We start from the raw sequence: 17,142 nt of genomic DNA on the forward strand, positions 1-17,142 counted from the left end.
CGGTCCGTAGTGCCGCCTGCCGGCACCCAGGCCGGATCAGGTCGAAGAGGAGGCTCAAGTGCCCCGTGAAGTTCGGGATGTCGTCTTCGTCGACGGCGTCCGTACCCCGTTCGGCAAGGCGGGTGGCATGTACGCCAACACCCGCGCCGACGACCTGGTGATCCGCTGCATCCGCGAGCTGCTGCGCCGTAACCCGCAGCTGCCGCCGGAGCGGGTCGAGGAGGTCGCGATCGCCGCCACCACCCAGATCGGCGACCAGGGCCTGACCATCGGCCGGACCGCCGCCCTGCTGGCGGGCCTGCCCAAGACCGTCCCCGGCTTCGCGATCGACCGGATGTGCGCCGGCGCCATGACCGCGGTGACCACCGTCGCCAGCGGCATCGCCATGGGCGCCTACGACGTCGCGATCGCCGGCGGTGTCGAGCACATGGGCCGCCACCCGATGGGCGAGGGCGTCGACCCCAACCCGCGGATCGTCGCCGAGAAGCTCGTCGACCCGTCCGCGCTGGTCATGGGCGCGACCGCGGAGAACCTGCACGACCGGGTCCCGCACATCACCAAGGCGCGCACCGACGCGTTCGCGCTCGCCTCGCAGCAGAAGACCGCCAAGGCGTACGCCAACGGCAAGCTCCAGGACGACCTGGTGTCCGTGGCGGTCCGCGACGAGGAGAACGCCTGGGGCATGGCCACTGTCGACGAGGCCCCCCGGGACACCTCGCTGGAGAAGCTCGCCACCCTGAAGACCCCGTTCCGCCCGCACGGCAAGGTGACCGCGGGCAACGCGGCCGGCCTGAACGACGGCGCCACCGCCAGCCTGCTCGCCTCCGAGGACGTGGCCCGCGAGCTGGGCCTGCCGGTCGCCATGCGGCTGGTGTCGTTCGGCTTCGTCGGCGTCGAGCCCGAGGTGATGGGCGTCGGCCCGATCCCGTCGACGGAGAAGGCGCTGCGCCTCGCCGGCCTGACCATCGACGACATCGGCCTGTTCGAGCTGAACGAGGCGTTCGCCGTGCAGGTGCTCGCCTTCCTCGACCACTTCGGCATCGCCGACGACGACCCGCGGGTCAACCCGTGGGGCGGCGCGATCGCCATCGGCCACCCGCTCGCCTCCTCGGGCGTGCGGCTGATGACCCAGCTCGCCCGGCAGTTCGCCGAGCACCCCGAGGTCCGCTACGGCGTCACCGCCATGTGCATCGGCATCGGCATGGGCGGCACGGTCATCTGGGAGAACCCGCACTGGGAGGGTGGAGACAAGTGAGCGCGCTCGCCGCACCGAACGAGGTCGTCACCCGGGCGCTGCTGCGCCAGGTGAACGTACCGGGGCTGGACCGGCCGGCCGCCCTGATCACCCTCGACAACGGCTTCGACCACACCAAGCCCAACAGCTTCGGCCCGGGCGGCCTGACCAGCCTGGACGAGGCGATCACCGCCGCCCTGGCCGCGAACCCGGCGTTCGTCGCGGTCACCGGCAAGCCGTACGTCTTCTGCGTGGGCGCGGACCTCACCAGCCTCCCGCAGCTCGCCGACCGCGAGCAGGCACTGGAGATCGGGCGGCTCGGCCACCGGGTCTTCGCCCGGCTCAAGGACAGCGAGGTTCCGACCTTCGCCTTCGTCAACGGCGCGGCGATGGGTGGCGGCCTGGAGCTGGCGCTGCACTGCCACTACCGGACGCTCTCCGGCGGTGCGGCGGCGCTGGCGCTGCCCGAGGTCTTCCTCGGCCTCGTCCCGGGCTGGGGCGGCACCCAGCTGCTGCCGAACCTGATCGGCATCCCGGCGGCGACGCAGGTGATCATCCAGAACCCGCTGATGCAGAACAAGATGCTCAAGCCGAAGCAGGCCGCCGAGATGGGCATCGCGGACGTGCTGCTGGAGCCGGCGGACTTCCTGGAGCGGTCCCTGGAGTGGGCGGCCGGCGTCGTCCGGGGCGAGGTCACCGTGACCCGGCCCGAGGTCGACAAGGACATGTGGGCGGGCGTGCTCTACTTCGCCCGGCAGACCCTCGACCAGCGGCTGCACGGCGCGGTCCCGGCCGCGTACAAGGCGCTGGACCTGCTGGAGACGGCGAAGGACGCCGACTTCGCCACCGGCACCGCCGCCGAGGACGAGGCCCTCGCGGACCTGGTCTTCTCCGAGGAGCTGCGCAGCGGCCTCTACGCGTTCGACCTGGCGCAGCGGCGGGCCAAGCGGCCGGCCGGCGCGCCGGACAAGGGGCTGGCCCGCCCGGTCACCAAGGTGGGCATCGTCGGCGCCGGCCTGATGGCCAGCCAGCTCGCCCTGCTCTTCGCCCGCCGCCTCCAGGTGCCGGTCGTCATGACCGACCTGGACCAGGCCCGGGTGGACAAGGGCGTCGGCTACGTGCACACCCAGATCGAGAAGGCCGTCAGCAAGGGCCGGATGGACAAGGGCACGGCCGCCAAGCTGTACGGCCTGGTCAGCGGCTCTGTCGACAAGGGCGCCTTCGCCGATGCCGACTTCGTCATCGAGGCGGTCTTCGAGGATCTCGCCGTCAAGAAGCAGGTCTGGGCCGAGCTGGAGAAGATCGTCAAGCCGGAGGCGGTGCTTGCCACCAACACCTCCTCCCTGTCGATCACGGCGATGGCCGAGGAGCTGGAGCACCCCGAGCGGGTGGTCGGCTTCCACTTCTTCAACCCGGTCGCGGTGCTGCCGCTGCTGGAGATCGTCCGGGGCGAGCGCACCGACGACGCCACGCTCGCCACCGCGTTCGCGGTCGGCAAGCAGCTGAAGAAGTCCTCCGTGCTGGTCTCCGACGCCCCGGCGTTCGTGGTCAACCGGCTGCTCACCCGCTTCCTCGGCACCGTCTTCGCCGCCGTGGACGCGGGCACCCCGCTGGACGTGGCCAACAGCGCGCTGGACCCGCTGGGCCTGCCGATGCGCCCGCTCGCCCTGCTCCAGCTCGTCGGGCCGGCCGTCGCGTACCACGTGGGCGGCACCCTGCACGCCGCGTTCCCGGACCGCTTCGGCGTGAGCGAGAACCTCAAGCGGATCGCCGACTCCGGTCAGCCGATCGTCGTCGACGACCAGATCAACGACGAGGTGGCCAAGCTGCTCGTGGTGGGCGACCAGCCGCTCACCGCCGAGCAGGTGCGCCAGAACGCGCTCGACGCGCTGGCGCAGGAGATCCGGCTCATGCTCGACGAGGGCGTCGTCGCCGAGGCGCAGGACATCGACCTGTGCATGATCCTCGGCGCGGGTTGGCCGTTCCACCTGGGCGGCATCACGCCGTACCTGGACCGGACCGGCACCTCGGAGCGGGTCACCGGCCAGCGGTTCCTGCCGCACGGGGTGGCCAGCCTCCCCGCCTGATCCACACCGCCCCCCGCGTTCGCGGTGGTTGCCCCGTCCAGCTTGGATGGAGGTGGCCACCGCGTTCGTCGTTGCGGCCGATACGGTCGGGGTCGGGACAGCGGTAGCGTGCCGTGGCTGGCTACGATCACCCGTTCGCACCCTCGCCTGGAGCTGATCATGTCCTCACCGCCGGTCGATCCCTGGTCCGGGCAGCCGGAGCACGACGCCCACTACGACTTCCATCCGCCGCGACCGGACGGTTACCCGGCACCGCCCGCGGATGGCTGGGCCTCCCCGCCGGGCGGGCAGCCGCCGGCGGGTGGCGGCTGGCCCACCACGCCGCACCCCCACCCCCCGCAGGCCCAGCCGCACCCCGGACCCACCTCCGCCCAGCCGTACCCGGGGCCCACGTCCGCCCAGCCGTACCCGGGGCCCACCTCGGCCCAGCCGCACCCCGGGCCCACCTCGGGCCAGCCGTACCCCGGTCCCACGTCGGCCCAGCCGCACCCCACCCAGCCGTACGGCGGCTATCCCGTGACGCCGCAGGGCGGGTTCCCGGCCAGCCCGTACGCCGGCTACCCGCCGCCCCCTCCCGGCGCGGGCCGGCCGGCGAGGCCCCACCAGCTGGTGCTGTCCCTCGGCATCGTCGGGCTGCTGGTGCTCTGCCTCGGCGGAGGTGGCATCGCCTTCCTCGCGTACGAGGGCGATCAGGGCGCCGACCCCAGGCCCACGCCGACCGCGTCCCCGACCGCGGCGGCGCCAAGCGCCACGCCGAGCGCCGACACCTCGTCCGAAGCCTCCCCGTCGCCGGAGTCCAGCGACGCCCCGCAGATCAGGGTCGTCACGCCGGAGACCCTCGGGGGCCGTCCGAAGAGCACCGAGCCGACCCTGCGGAAGGCCGCCGACGACATGGTCCGCGAGCTGCGGTCCTCGGTACGCGGCGAGACCGGCGTCGCCGGTGCCTTCTACGGCAGCGCCGACGAGCGAAACATGGTCATGGTGATCGCCGCCAGTACCTTCGTGCTCAACCCGGAAAGGGAGCTCGACGACGCCGTCAAGGGCATCTCGAAGGACCTGGCCGTCAAGCGGTTGACCACCATCGCCCCCGGGCCGCTCGGCGGCCTGGCCAAGTGCGGCGACGGCGAGTCCGCCGGCGTGCCGCTGGGCGTCTGCGCCTGGGCCGACCACGGCAGCGTCGGGCTCATCGTGATGTTCTTCTCCTCCTCGGCGGCCACGGCGGCGGAGTTCGTCGCCTTCCGCAGCCAGATCGAGCAGAAGTACTGACCGGCACCCGCCCGGTGCGCGCCGCCGTCCACGACCGACGCGGGGCGTCGGGCGTGGCCGGGGCCGCACGAATCACCATCTCCCTCGCGCAGACCCGGAGCTGACCGATGTCCTACCCACCCGCCAACTCCTACCCGCCGCCGGACGGCGGGGGCGGCCCGTACGGCTCGTACCCGCCGCCACAGCCCGGCGGATACGGACCGCCACCGGCACAGCCCGGCGGATACGGACCGCCACCGGCACAGCCCGGCGGATACGGACCACCGCCGGCACAACCCGGCGGGTACGGACCACCGTCCCAAGCCGGCGGGTACGGACCGCAGCCCAGCGGGTACGGGCCGCCGCCGTACGGGGGCGGGTCGGGGGCGTACGGCGGCCCGCCGGCGCCGCGGAAGTCGAACGCCGGCAAGATCGTGCTGATCTCGCTCGCCGTGGTGCTGGTGCTCTGCCTGGGCGGCGCGGCGATCGTCGCCTTCGCCGTCAAGGACGACGTGAAGGAGACCGTCGACGCCACCCGCACCCGGGTCGTCGCGCCGGCGACCCTCGCCGGGCGGCCCAGGGCGACGGACCCGACCCTCCAGGCCGGCGCCCGGGAGCTCGAGGCGGAACTCAACAAGACGATCCCCGGCGCCAGCAGCACCGTCGGCGAGTTCTACGGCACCCTCAACGGCAAAGACCTCGTGATGATCGCCGCCGCGTCCGGCTTGAACCCGGACCCGGTCAAGACGCTCGAGGACACCATCAGGGGCGCGCGCACCAGCGACGTGCGGCTGGGCGAGATGAAGACCGTGGATCCGGGGCCGCTCGGCGGCGAGGCCAAGTGCGGCGACGCCAAGGCGCAGGACGTGCCGCTCGGCGTCTGCGTGTGGAGCGACAAGGGCAGCGTCGGCATGGTCATCGTCTACTTCAAGACGGGCCAGCAGGCCCACGCCGAGTTCGCCACCATCCGGGGACAGGTCGAGCAGAAGTCCTGACCCGTACGGCAGCGAGGGGGCCCGCCCACGACGGTGGACGGGCCCCTTTCGCGTCAGCCCGCCGTGGCGGCCCGCTCGGCGGCGCTGCGCAGCACGCAGAACTCGTTGCCCTCCGGGTCGGCGAGCACCACCCAGCCCGAACCGTCGGGGCGGCGCTGGTCGGCGACCTGGGTGGCACCGATGCCCACCAGGCGCTCGACCTCCTCGTCCCGGGTCCGGTCCGTGGGCTCCAGGTCGAGGTGGAGGCGGTTCTTCACCTCCTTGCCGTCCGGCACCGCGACGAAGAGCACCTCCGGTCCTCCCGGGGGCAGCAGCATGGCCTCCGGGTCGCCGGGGAAGTCGTCCGGCTGGCGGGGGCAGTCGAAGACCTGCGCCCAGAAGCCGGACAGCGCGTACGTGTCGCGGCAGTCGATGCAGACGTTGTGGATCCGTGCGCTCACGGGTGTTCCTCCTCGATGGTCGTACCCGCCCGCTCCGTCGCGCCGACGCCGAGCATCCGCTCGGCCTCCCGCGCCCGGGTCCGGCCGGCCGGTTCGAGACGGAAGCGCGCCCGGTCCTTCACCGACCCGGCCACGGGGACCTGTGGGAAGAAGACGTGCGGGGTGGTGCCGTCCGGCGCTGGCAGCGCCGCCTCCGGACCGCCGGGGGCGTCGTCGGCGTGCCGGGCGTACCCGGGCAGCGCCGGCCAGGAGCCGGAGAGGGCGTAGGTGTCGTGACAGTCGAAACTGCTGTTGTGGATCCGTGGATACACGGAGTTCCTCCGCTGGGGATAAGGCGCCCCGCGTGCGTGAGGGTCAGCCGGCGAGACGGGGCGCGGAGATCATGACGGTGAACATCGACGCACCCCCCTCCGGTTCTCGAGCTGACGCCGTGATCCTTCCATCGGGTCCGTACTCCCCGCAACCCCGGGGTGGCCCGTCACCGCCGGGCGGCCGGCTCCTGGGCGGTGACCGCCGGGGCCGCCTCCGCCGCCGGCAGGGTCACCGTGACCTCCAGCCCGCCACCGGTCTGGGCGACCACCTTCACGGTGCCGCCGTGCGCGTCGCAGACCGCCCGCACGATCGAGAGCCCGAGGCCGGAGCCGCGCGCGCCGGTACGCTCCCGGCCGCCGCGCCGGAACGGCTCGAACAGGCCGGGCACGTCGGCCTGGTCCACCTCGAAACCGGTGTTGCCCACCACCAGCCACGACCGGCACCCGTCCGACCCGGTACGCACCCAGACCCGGCCGTGCAGGTGGTTGTAGCGGATCGCGTTCTCGATCAGGTTGCCGGCCAGCCGGTCCAGCAGCCCGGGATCGCCGACGACCGGCGCGGGCTCCAGCGAGGTCTGCACCCGCAGCTTGATCCGCTCGACCTCCCGGCGTACCGCCGACAGGGCGTTGGCGGTGCCGGCGGCGAGGTCGCACTCGGTGCGGCGGCCCAGCCGGCGACCCGCCTGGGCCTCGCTGCGGGCGAGCACCAGCAGGGCGTCGACCAGCCCGTTGGCCCGCTCGGAGGCGTCCCGGACCACGGTGGCCATCCGGCGGTACTCGGCGGCGTCCGCCTCGTCGTCGCTGAGCGTCACGTCGATCTCGGTACGCATCACCGCGAGGGGGGTCCGCAGCTCGTGCGAGGCGTTGGCCACGAAGCGCTTCTGCGCCTCGAACGCGGCGGCGATGCGGTCCAGCATCTCGTCGAAGGTCTCCGCCAGCTCGGCCACCTCGTCGTCGGCGCCCGAATAGCCGATCCGCTGGTCCAGGGTGGTCTCGCCCAACCGGCGGGCGGTGGCGGTGACCTGGTGCAGCGGGCGCAGCGCCCGGCCGGCGACCGCGTACGCGCCGGCCACCCCGACGACGCTGATCGCCAGCAGCGCCACCAGGCCCTTGACCAGCAGCTCCGCGCTGGCGGCGTCGACCAGTTGGCGCTGCCACTGCGCGGCGTCCAGCGACCGGCCGTCCGCCAGCACCACCACGGTGCCGGGCAGCAGCTCGTCGGTCGGGCGCAGCGCGTCGCGGACCAGCAGCCAGGCCAGCAGCACCAGGATCGCGCCCGCGCCGACCAGCAGCACCCCGTTGAGCAGGGTCAGCCGCAGCCGCAGCGTGGGCCGCAGCCCGGCCCGCCGGGTCGCGGCACCAGCCTTCGTCCGCGCCTGCGGGGCTCGCAGGACCGGCTCACTCCTCGCGCTCACAGCGCCCCCGCCTCCGCCGTGCGGTAGCCCGCACCGACCACCGTCTCGATCAGCGGCGGGTCGCCGAGCTTCTTGCGCAGCGTCATCACGGTGACCCGGACGATCGTGGTGAACGGGTCGGTGTTGGCGTCCCAGACCCGTTCCAGCAGCTCCTCGCTGGAGACCACCGCGCCGCGCGCCTTGAGCAGCTCGCAGAGCACGCCGAACTCCTTGTTGGTCAGGTCGACCGGCTGGCCGCTGCGGGTGGCCACCCGGCGGGCCGGGTCGAGGACCAGATCGGCGAGTTCGAGCACCGGCGGCGCGGCCGGGGTGGCCCGGCGGCCGAGCGCCTGCACCCGGGCGACCAGCTCGTCGAAGGCGAACGGCTTCGGCAGGTAGTCGTCCGCGCCGAGTTGCAGCCCCTCCACCCGGTCGGCGACGGTGCCGCTGGCGGTCAGCATCAGCACCCGGGTGAGCGTGCCGGAGGCGGCCAGCTCGGCGCAGATCTGGTCACCGTGCACGCCGGGCAGGTCCCGGTCGAGCACCACCACGTCGTACCGCGTGACGAACGCCATCTCGTGGCCGCTGTCGCCGTCGTAGGCGACGTCCACCGCCATCCCCCGCTTGCGCAGCCCCCGCGCGATCGCGTCGGCGAGGTTGCGCTCGTCCTCGACCACCAGTACCCGCATCCCCGGCCTCCTCGCCCCTGACCACCCACAACCTAGTGCCGGCAGCCAAACCGGGCCGCACCCGCCGTCCCGGCCCGACCCCGTTGCAGAAAACCTTCGTCGTACGCAATGCTGCTGGCGGCAACCTTCACGACGGACGGGAAGACGCATGACCGACGCGGCGCCGACGATCCGACGGGACGTCACCTACCGGGGCTTCCGCCTTCCCGGCGACGCCGGGCTGGGCAGCCTGTCCGGGCTGCGTGCGGGCGGACAGGGCCTCGAACTGGCCGACCCGGCCGACCGGCTCGACCACACCGACGCCGACGGCCGCACCCGCCGGTACGCGGCCGGCAGCTGGACGTCCCCGCCCGTGCCGGTCGGCTTCGCCGTGCGCGACGTCGTGCCCTCGTGGACCGGGGACACCCCCGGCGACTGCTGGCTGCGGGTGGAGCTGCGGGGCTGGCGCGACGACGCGCCGGCCACCGGGTGGTACGTCCTCGCCGACTGGGCGGCCGACGACCACGCGATCCGCCGGACGTCCGTGCCCGGGCAGCGCGACGCCGACGCCCGGGTGGACACGGACACGCTGGTGGTGACGGACGCGACCGTCACCGGCTGGCAGGTCCGGGTGACCCTGCTCCGGCCCGAGGACGCCGACGCGACCCCGGTGCTGCGCGCGGTCGGGGCGGTCGCCGCGGGCCCGCGCCCGACGGCAGCGGCCGGGGCGTCCCGGCCCACCGCAGCGGGCTCCCCGCCGGTGACCGCCGGGCCCGCCCCGGTCACCGGGCCCGGGTCCCGCGCCCCGGGTCCGGCCCCTGCCGGTGGGTCCGCCGCGACGGCGCCGGCCGCCTGGGGCACGGTGCTGGACGTGCCGCGCTACTCGCAGCGGCTGCACGCCGGCGCCCACCCGCAGTGGGGTGGCGGCGGGGACGCCTGGTGCAGCCCCACCTGCACCTCGATGGTGCTGGCCTTCTGGGACGCCGCCCCAGCCCCGACCCGGTACGCCTGGGTGGCTCCGGCCGGCCCTCGCCCGGTGGTGGTGCACGCCGCGCGACACTGCTACGACCACGCCTTCGCCGGTGCCGGCAACTGGCCGTTCAACACCGCGTACGCGGGCCTGCACGGGGTGGACGCCTTCGTCACCCGGCTGCGGTCGCTGGCCGAGGCGGAGGCGTTCGTGGCCACCGGCATCCCGCTGATCGTCTCCGCCGCGTTCAAGTCGGGCGAGGTGCCCGGGTTGGACTACGACACCGCCGGGCACCTGATGGTGCTGGTGGGCTTCACCGCCACGGGCGCCCCGGTGCTCAACGACCCGTACGCCCCGGACGACGACGCGGTGCGCCGGACCGTCGACCGGGACCGGTTCGAGGCCGCCTGGCAGGGTGGCAGCGGCGGGGTGGCGTACGTGCTCCGGCCGCCCGGCGTGCCGCTCCCCCCGGCGCCGGAGCAGCCCAACTGGTGATCCGGCGGCGTCCACGCACCGGACGCGCGGCGGCTCAACCGGGATAGCGCCAGACGCCGAGCTCGCCGGTCTGCAGCCGGCACACCACCGTGTCGGCCCGGCTGCGGCAGTCCCCGGACGCGCCGCGGAGCACGTCCAGCACCCGGGCCCGGCCCTCGGCGACGTCCAACTCGGCGACCACCACCCCGCCACCGGCGGCGGCCGGCCGCACGGCCAGGATCCGTTCGTCGGCGTGCCAGGTCATCAGCTGCCAGCTGCCCAGGTCGGCCACTTCCCGACCGGTGGCCGCGTCGAGCACGCCCAACCGGTCGCCGAGGGGCCCGGGCGCGACCGCCAGGAGCCGGCCACCCTGTGCCGACAGCACCCCGAACCACCGCCCGCCGACCCACCTGAGCGCGCCGGTCGCCGGGTCGAGCGCGACGAACCTGTTTCCCCCGGGCACGCACAACAGCTCGCCGCACTCGGTGACGTGCTCCACCATGGGGACGCGCGCCTCCCACCGCCGCCGCAGCCCGTCCAGCCCGTAGGCGGTCACCACGCCCGCGGTCGGCCGGACGACCAGCAGCAGGTCGTACGCCACCACCACGTGCCCGGAGGCGTCGTCGAGGCCCAGGTCCGCCGAGTGCACCAGGGCGCCGGAGCGGGGGTCGCGCACCTCGACCCGCCCCTCGGCGGGGACCAGGACGATCCGCTCCACCCGCCCGTCGCGGAGACTGTACGTCGCGCCCCCGCGCGTCGTCGGCACCGACCAGAGGGCCCGCCCGGAGGCCGGATCCACCGACCGCACGGCGCCGCCCTCCTCCCCGCCGGTCTGCATCAGCAGGATCCCGGCCGGGTCCCACCAGGGGTAGCCGGGCTGCCGCCAGAGCCCGCGGCCGGTCGCGGCGTCCAGGGCGATCGTCTGCCCGTCGTCCTGGTCCCCGGTGACCGAGAAGAGCACCGACCCCGGCCCGGTCTGGAGCTGCCAGAACCGGCCCGCCCCCGCGACCCGGGAGCGCCACACCGGGGTGGGCGGGGCGGCGTCGGCCGGCGCCCGCTCGGGCAGGGCGTACGCCCGCACCTCGACGGTCCCCTCGGGCTCCCCCTCGGCCGGCTCGACGACGTAGAGCCGGTCGCCGTGCAGGAATGCCTCCGACCCGAGCCGGGCCGGCACGACGAGCCCGACCCGGGCCGGCACCGGGGCGGCCGCCGCCACGGTGGCCACGAGAAACGCGAGCGCCAGCGCGACCCGCACCGGGCGGCCGACGGCGCGCGGCGGGCGGGGCGGCGGCGCCTCGCGGCCCGGCTCGTCGCGTACCTCGCCGAGGTCGATGAGCGTCACGTGGCGTCCTCCCCGTCACACCGTGGCCTCCGGCGGGCCGGCAAATCGACCGTGGGGGCACCGGCTGAGGCAAAAGCGACGCCAGCGCGCCTGTACGATGGCGCGTCGTGGCTGTGCCGGTGGTTGATCCCTCGCTGAACTCCGTCTCCGAGCCCGTCGCGGGCGAGCCGACGCGCCGGCCCCGGCGCAGGCCCTCCCGCGCCGACGTACTGGCCATCGGAGCCTATGTCCTGCTCGGCGTTTTCGTGTGCCTGAACTACTGGGTGGACGTGCAGAACCGGGTGTCGTCGCACCTGCCCACCGACCACAGTTGGTTCGAGTGGCTCTTCTCGCACGGCGCGTACTCGGTGCGGCACCTGGAGAACCCGCTGTTCACCGAGCGGCAGAACGCCCCGGACGGGGTCAACATGATGGCGAACACCTCGCTGCTCGGGGTGACGCTGCCGCTGGCGCCGCTGACCATGCTCCTCGGCCCGCAGGTCATGTACGCGCTCTACCTGGGCGGCGCGCTGGCCGCGACCGCCGGCACGTCGTACTGGATGCTGTCGCGGCACCTGGTGCGCTCGCGCGCGGCGGCCTTCGTCGGCGGCGCGTTCCTCGGCTTCGCGCCGGGCATCGTGCACCACGCCAACGGCCAACCCAACTTCGTCTCGAACTTCCTGCTGCCGCTGATCGTGGTGCGGGTGCTCCGGCTCGGCGAGCCAGGCCGGTGGCGGCGCAACGGGATCGTGCTCGGCCTGCTGGTGGCGTACCAGATCTTCATCAACGAGGAGATGCTGCTGCTCACCGCGCTGGCCTGCCTGGTGGTCGTGGTCGCGTACGCGATCATGCGGCCGGCGCGGACGCGGGCGGTGGCCGGCACCTTCGCCGCCGCGCTCGGCGTGGGCGGCGCTCTGGCGCTGCTGCTGACGGCCTACCCGATCTGGTTCCAGTTCAACGGCCCGCAGTCCTACCGGGGATTGCAGGGCGGGGTGTTCCACAGCTGGGGCGAGGACCTGGCCGCCTTCGTCACCTTCGCCCGCGACACCGTGGCCGGCGACGAGGCGGTGGAGAAGACCATCGGCCTGACCGAGCAGAACACCTGGTTCGGCTGGCCGCTGGTGCTGCTGTCGCTGGTGGCGCTGGTGCTGCTGGTCCGCCGCTCGCTCGCCGCCCGCATCCTCGCGGTGCTGGTGGTGGTCTTCACGGTGGCCTCGATCGGCCCGAAGGTGCGGATCAACGGGGTGGAGACGGAGACGGACGGCCCGTGGGCCTACGTCTCCGACGAACTGCCGCTGGTCGAGATGATGATGCCGACCCGGCTGGCCCTGGTGGTGGCGGCGGCGCTCGGCGTGCTGCTCGCCCTGGCCTGGGACACCGTCGCCGGCAGCGGCCGCCCGCCGGTGCCGGCCCCCCGCGCCGGCTCCGACGGCGACGACCGCGCGGCCGGCGCCGACGCCGCCGGGCCGCGCCGCCGCTGGCTCCGGCCGGTCGGGTACGCGGCCGTCGCGCTCGCCGTGCTGCCGCTGTTCCCGCGTCCGCTGCCCGCGGAGCCCGTCGACCCGCCGCCGCACTTCATCACCGCCGGCGGCTGGCGCCCGTACGTGCCGGAGGGCCGGACCCTGGTGCCGGTGCCGATCCCGAGCAACGTGCACGGCCTGCCCACGCTGCGCTGGAGCGCACTGACGCAGCACGCGTTCCCGATCCCGGGCGGCTACTTCATCGGGCCGAACGAGCTGGGCGAGGGCGTCTTCGGCGCGCCCAACCGTCCGACGAGCACCCTGATCTACTCCACGATGGACAAGAACACGGTCCCCGCGCTGACGGAGGAGAACCGCCGCCAGGCCGTCGAGGACCTGCGCTTCTGGCGCGCGTCCGTGGTGGTCCTCGGCGCGCATCCCCGCGAGACGGTCCTGCGCGAGCTGATGACCGCGCTGATCGGCCCGCCCCAGCGCGTCGACGACGTGTGGCTCTGGGACGTCCGGCCGCTCGTCGGCTGAGCCGTCAGCCCACCAGCGGGCGGACGTCCCAGACGTGGGCGCCGGCCACCTCCCGGCCGGGCCCGAGCAGCGCGTCGAGCGTACGGCGCACCGGGTCGCCGTGGTGCAGTCCACCCTGCACCACCAGGGCGGCGCGCCAGTGCCGCAGGTCCTCGACCGCCTGCCGGCGGTGCTCGTCGGTGACCACCGGCACCTCGCCGGTCTCGGCCACCCGACGCAGCAGCTCGGCGGTGGGGCGGTCCGGGGCGCCCCACCGGGCGGCCGGGTCGTCGGCGCTCCGGGGGCCGATGAAGTAGCCGCCCGGGGCCGGGAAGGCCAGCCCGGTGCGGGCCGACCAGAGCATCGCCGGGCTGAGCCCCGCGCCGGTCACCGGCGGCACCGGGACCAGGGTCCGGCCCGGCGGTACGTGGGCCCGCCAGCCGCCCTCGGCCACGAACGCCGGCACGGGCCAGGCCGGCACGGTCCGGATCGGGGTGGGGATCAGCGGCAGCAGCGCGGCGGCCACCGCCCCGCCCCAGAGCAGCCGCACCGGCACGGCACCCACCCGGGCCTCGGCCCCGGCCCCGGGGCGCAACCGGTCCGCCCCGGCCCCGGCATCGGCATCGGCGCGCAGCCGGTCCGCCCCGGCCCCGGGGCGCAGCCGGTCCAGGGAGAGGGCGAGCAGGATGCCCAGCACCGGGACGCAGACCAGCGGAAAGCGCGCCGGCACCGCGTGGTCGAGCAGCGGCAGCTCGGCGACCAGCCGGTACGGCCCGGGGATGCCGGTGGACGTGCCGTCCAGGCGGACCTGCTCGCCCAGCGAGAGCAGCGCGAAGAGCAGCCCGCAGGCGGCCAGCGCGCGGACCAGCGGGCGGCGCCACAGCCAGATCACGATCACCACGGCGAGCACCAGCAGCCCCGGGCCGAAGAAGGAGTTCTCCTCGGTGGGGTTCGGCGCGAGCAGGCCGGGCAGGTGGTCGTCGCCGAGCACCGTCTGCCGCGCCGAGGCGGTGAAGGACGCGGCGTCGAGCTGGTAGCCGTACGCGTGGAAGGGCATCCCCCGGTAGTGGCCCGGGCCGAAGAACTGGAACCAGAGCGGGTACGCCAGCAGCGGCAGCGCCACCGCCACCCCGACCGCGAGGCGGCCGAGCAGCGCCGGCGCCCGCCGACGCGCACTCTCCCGGTCGGCCGCCGCGTACGCCAGCGCGAAGGTCCCGGCGGCGAGGACCAGGAAGGCCAGCACCTCCTCGCCGAGGAAGAGCTGGTACGCCACCAGCAGCCCGAGCAGCGTCCCGTGCCGCCACACCCGGCGCGGGTCCGGGTGGAACACCAGCGCCAGGATCACCGGCACCAGGAACTGCGCCGCCATGTGCAGGTGCGCCCCGGCCTGCGCGACCATGCCGGGGGCGAAGCCGCAGAAGAGCCCGCCGACGGCCGCCGCCGCCCGGGAGTCGACGAGCCGGCGGCGCAGCACCGCGTACCAGGCGGTCGCCGTGCCGGCGAGGCAGCAGACCACGGCCACCAGGAACGCGACCTGCGAGCCGAAGAGCAGGGTGACCGGCGTCAGCGGCACGCCCAGGCCCAGCACCGAGGTGTTGGCCATCAGGTTCACCCCGTCCGGGGCGTTCAGCTCCCCGCTGTACAGCGGGTTCTCCAGGCCCGTCACCGCCCGGGCCGCGCGGGCCAGCATCCACTCGAAGAGGACCTGGTCCCCCGCCTGGTGGAACAGCCGCCCCGGGCGACCCCACTGACCGAGGGTCAGCAGCACGGCCAGGGCGACGTAGCCGGCGACGACCAGCGCGTCCGGCGCGCGTACCGGCAGCCGGCGGGACCGCCGGGCGGGTGCCGCCCCGGCGGTGCCGGTCGCCGCCGGGGCGGTCATCAGGTCGGCTGGTCGGTCAGCGCCCGGACGTCCCAGACCCAGACGTCCAGCTCCCGGCGGCCGGGACCGACCAGCTGCTCGACGGTGCGCCGCAGCTGCTCGGAGTGGTGCTGGCCGACCGGGAGCACCAGGATGGCCGCCCGCCAGTGCCGCAGCTCGTCGAGCGAGCGGCGGCGCTGCCGGTCGTCCAGCTTCGGGATGCGGCCGGTCGAGGCGACCTCCTCCAGCAGCCGCCCGACGCCGCTGGGCCGGCCGCCGAAGCGGCCGGGGTCGCCGGTGTTGCCGTTGCGCGGCGCCAGGAAGTAGCCGCCGGGGATCTTGAAGTCGAGGTTGGTGGAGGCGGCCCAGCGCATGCCGTGGGTGTGCCCCATGTTCGGCACCGGGATCGGCACCAGCGTCTGGTCCTCACCGACGTAGCCGCGCCACCGGTCGGCGGTAATGAAGTCCGGTACGGGCGGGCGGGAGGTCACCTTCAGCGGCATCGGCGCGATCGGCAGCAGCGCGAGGACGAGCCCGGCCACGGTGAGCGTACGCAGCGTCCGCCGCTCGACCGGCAGCGTCCGGGAGCGCTCGACGGCGAGCGCCAGCAGGATGCCCACCACCACGCTGGTGATCAGGCCGAAGCGGGTGGGCACCACCGCGTCGAGCAGCGGCAGCCGGACCAGCCACTCCCAGGGCCCGGTGAGCAGCTCCCGGTGCCACCAGGACACCCGCTCGCCGAGGGAGAGCACCGCGAAGAACGCCCCGGTCGCGGCGAGCGCCCGGACCAGCATCTCCCGGCGCAGCCAGGCCACGATGCCGACGGCCATCAGGGCGAGGCTCCAACCGAAGAAGGCGTTCTCCTCCGAGTAGTTCGGCGCGAGGTTGACGTTGGCGCGCTCGTCGCCGCCGATCGTCGGCGAGCCGGGCGCGAAGAAGGCCGCGATGTCGTTGCCGTAGTCGCGGACCGCGTCGCTCAGGCCGTGGTACGCCATCGGCCCGGCGAACTGGACGTAGAGCGGGTACGCCAGCAGCGACCCGGCGAGCACGGTGCAGATCGCGAGGGCCTTGGCCAGCGGTCGCCACGCCGCCGACCAGAGCCCGGGCCGCTGGGCGAGCACGGCGAGCAGGAACACCCCGCAGGCGAGCGCCGTGAAGAGCAGGATCTCCTCGTTGATGAACGCCTGGGCGGTGACCAGCAGGGCGAGCAGCACGCCGTCGCGCCACGGCCGCCGGGACCGGGTGATGACCAGCACCCGCCAGACGATGAACGGCAGCAGGAACTGCGAGATGATGTTGGGGTGCCAGTTGGCGTGCGACAGCATCGCCGGCGAGAACCCGCAGAACCAGCCGCCGACGGCCGCCGCCAGCGGGCTGCGCACGACGTGCCGGGAGAGCACGAAGTACCAGGCCGAGGCCGTGCCGGCGAGCGCGAGCGTGACCAGCACCACGAAGGTCACGGCCGGCCCGAAGAGCAGCGTCACCGGCACCATCGGGATGCCCAGCGCGAGGATGGCCGTGTTGGCCATCAGGTTGACCCCGTCGGGGTAGTTGAACTGCTCGGTGAAGAACGGGAACTCGCCGTGCAGCACCACGCGTACCGAGTGGGCGAGGAAGAACTGCACCTGGGCCGGGTCGCTGCTGTAGAGCGAGGCCACCCGGCCGGCCGGGTCCACCCAGATCTGACTGGTGACCCACACCGCGGCGAGCAGGAACAGGCCGAAGACCGTGAGGTCCTGCCGTCGCCGGGTCCACCGCCGGGGCCGGGCCGCGCCGTCCGCCCCGCCGGCCTCGCCGGAGGGGGTGGCGGCGTCGGTCGCTTCGGTGGCCACGGCCGCGCCGGGGGCGTCGGCCTCGTCGGCGCGGGCGGCCCCGCCCGGCGTACGGTCACCGGCGCCGCCGCCCACGGGCGGCGCCACGGGTTCGGACGCGGGGGCCGCGGCGGCGTCGGATTCCGACCAGGATTCGGCGCGGGTCTCGGCAGGCGTCACAGTCGGCGGAGTCTACCTGAGCGGGACATTCACCCTGAAACCACGGCAGTGTCCTCTGTGGTCGGGGTCGGCCACCGCCCGCGACCTGCGCACGGACGGTGGGCGAGGTGGCGCGTCCCGGTGATCCGACATCTCGTACTATGGCGCTTTCCGTTGAACGACGGCTGAGGCG

Annotated in this window: 13 protein-coding genes; 6 read left to right on the top strand and 7 right to left on the bottom strand. The window is 74.5% G+C overall.

Annotation, left to right across the window (positions count from 1 at the left end; translation table 11 throughout):
* The first annotated feature begins 58 nt into the window (after nucleotides 1-58).
* The 4 genes from ACGFNF_RS03210 (at nucleotide 59) to ACGFNF_RS03225 (ending at nucleotide 5,561) form a co-directional block, all read left to right on the top strand.
* Nucleotides 59-1,255: a thiolase family protein gene (locus ACGFNF_RS03210; protein WP_151457454.1), complete on the top strand. Its 1,197-nt coding sequence runs from the start codon at nucleotides 59-61 to the stop codon at nucleotides 1,253-1,255.
* A complete protein-coding gene (locus ACGFNF_RS03215) occupies nucleotides 1,252-3,321 on the top strand; it encodes a 3-hydroxyacyl-CoA dehydrogenase NAD-binding domain-containing protein (protein WP_357578764.1) in 2,070 nt (689 codons plus the stop codon). Before ACGFNF_RS03210 ends, ACGFNF_RS03215 begins: the two co-directional genes overlap by 4 nt.
* A gap of 159 nt (nucleotides 3,322-3,480) precedes the next feature.
* Nucleotides 3,481-4,587, top strand: a complete 1,107-nt coding sequence (locus ACGFNF_RS03220; protein WP_393165425.1) for a hypothetical protein — start codon at nucleotides 3,481-3,483, stop codon at nucleotides 4,585-4,587.
* 107 nt (nucleotides 4,588-4,694) lie between these two features.
* Nucleotides 4,695-5,561 (top strand): hypothetical protein, encoded by an 867-nt coding sequence (locus tag ACGFNF_RS03225; RefSeq protein ID WP_393165427.1) that lies wholly within the window; start codon nucleotides 4,695-4,697, stop codon nucleotides 5,559-5,561.
* 53 nt (nucleotides 5,562-5,614) lie between these two features.
* Here the strand turns inward: ACGFNF_RS03225 and ACGFNF_RS03230 are convergent, their stop codons facing one another.
* The 4 genes from ACGFNF_RS03230 to ACGFNF_RS03245 all read right to left on the bottom strand — a co-directional run bounded on the left by ACGFNF_RS03230 (nucleotide 5,615) and on the right by ACGFNF_RS03245 (nucleotide 8,395).
* Nucleotides 5,615-6,001, bottom strand: a complete 387-nt coding sequence (locus ACGFNF_RS03230) for a VOC family protein (protein ID WP_393165429.1) — start codon at nucleotides 5,999-6,001, stop codon at nucleotides 5,615-5,617.
* Complete coding sequence (locus ACGFNF_RS03235; RefSeq protein ID WP_393165431.1) at nucleotides 5,998-6,312, bottom strand: VOC family protein; 315 nt, start codon at nucleotides 6,310-6,312, stop codon at nucleotides 5,998-6,000. Before ACGFNF_RS03235 ends, ACGFNF_RS03230 begins: the two co-directional genes overlap by 4 nt.
* A gap of 167 nt (nucleotides 6,313-6,479) precedes the next feature.
* On the bottom strand, nucleotides 6,480-7,703 hold the full coding sequence (locus ACGFNF_RS03240) for a sensor histidine kinase (RefSeq protein WP_393165849.1): 1,224 nt from the start codon (nucleotides 7,701-7,703) through the stop codon (nucleotides 6,480-6,482).
* Between the two features lie 20 nt (nucleotides 7,704-7,723).
* Nucleotides 7,724-8,395, bottom strand: a complete 672-nt coding sequence (locus ACGFNF_RS03245; protein ID WP_393165433.1) for a response regulator transcription factor — start codon at nucleotides 8,393-8,395, stop codon at nucleotides 7,724-7,726.
* 148 nt (nucleotides 8,396-8,543) lie between these two features.
* On the opposite strand from ACGFNF_RS03245, the gene ACGFNF_RS03250 reads away from it, so the two are divergent.
* On the top strand, nucleotides 8,544-9,839 hold the full coding sequence (locus ACGFNF_RS03250) for a C39 family peptidase (protein WP_393165435.1): 1,296 nt from the start codon (nucleotides 8,544-8,546) through the stop codon (nucleotides 9,837-9,839).
* Between the two features lie 34 nt (nucleotides 9,840-9,873).
* On the opposite strand, the gene ACGFNF_RS03255 is transcribed toward ACGFNF_RS03250, so the two are convergent.
* Nucleotides 9,874-11,160 (bottom strand): PQQ-binding-like beta-propeller repeat protein, encoded by a 1,287-nt coding sequence (locus ACGFNF_RS03255; protein WP_393165437.1) that lies wholly within the window; start codon nucleotides 11,158-11,160, stop codon nucleotides 9,874-9,876.
* A gap of 107 nt (nucleotides 11,161-11,267) precedes the next feature.
* On the opposite strand from ACGFNF_RS03255, the gene ACGFNF_RS03260 reads away from it, so the two are divergent.
* Nucleotides 11,268-13,139, top strand: a complete 1,872-nt coding sequence (locus ACGFNF_RS03260) for a hypothetical protein (RefSeq protein WP_393165439.1) — start codon at nucleotides 11,268-11,270, stop codon at nucleotides 13,137-13,139.
* Between the two features lie 4 nt (nucleotides 13,140-13,143).
* Here ACGFNF_RS03260 and ACGFNF_RS03265 read toward each other — a convergent pair whose 3' ends face one another.
* Together ACGFNF_RS03265 and ACGFNF_RS03270 are read right to left on the bottom strand one after the other, a co-directional pair.
* Complete coding sequence (locus tag ACGFNF_RS03265) at nucleotides 13,144-15,000, bottom strand: hypothetical protein (protein ID WP_393165441.1); 1,857 nt, start codon at nucleotides 14,998-15,000, stop codon at nucleotides 13,144-13,146.
* Nucleotides 15,000-16,970, bottom strand: coding sequence for a hypothetical protein (locus tag ACGFNF_RS03270; RefSeq protein WP_393165443.1), 1,971 nt, complete (start codon nucleotides 16,968-16,970; stop codon nucleotides 15,000-15,002). The genes ACGFNF_RS03265 and ACGFNF_RS03270 overlap by 1 nt, the downstream gene beginning before the upstream one ends.
* Nucleotides 16,971-17,142 lie beyond the last annotated feature (172 nt).

The organism is Micromonospora sp. NPDC048868, from assembly GCF_043198195.1.
Lineage (GTDB): Bacteria > Actinomycetota > Actinomycetes > Mycobacteriales > Micromonosporaceae > Micromonospora > Micromonospora reichwaldensis.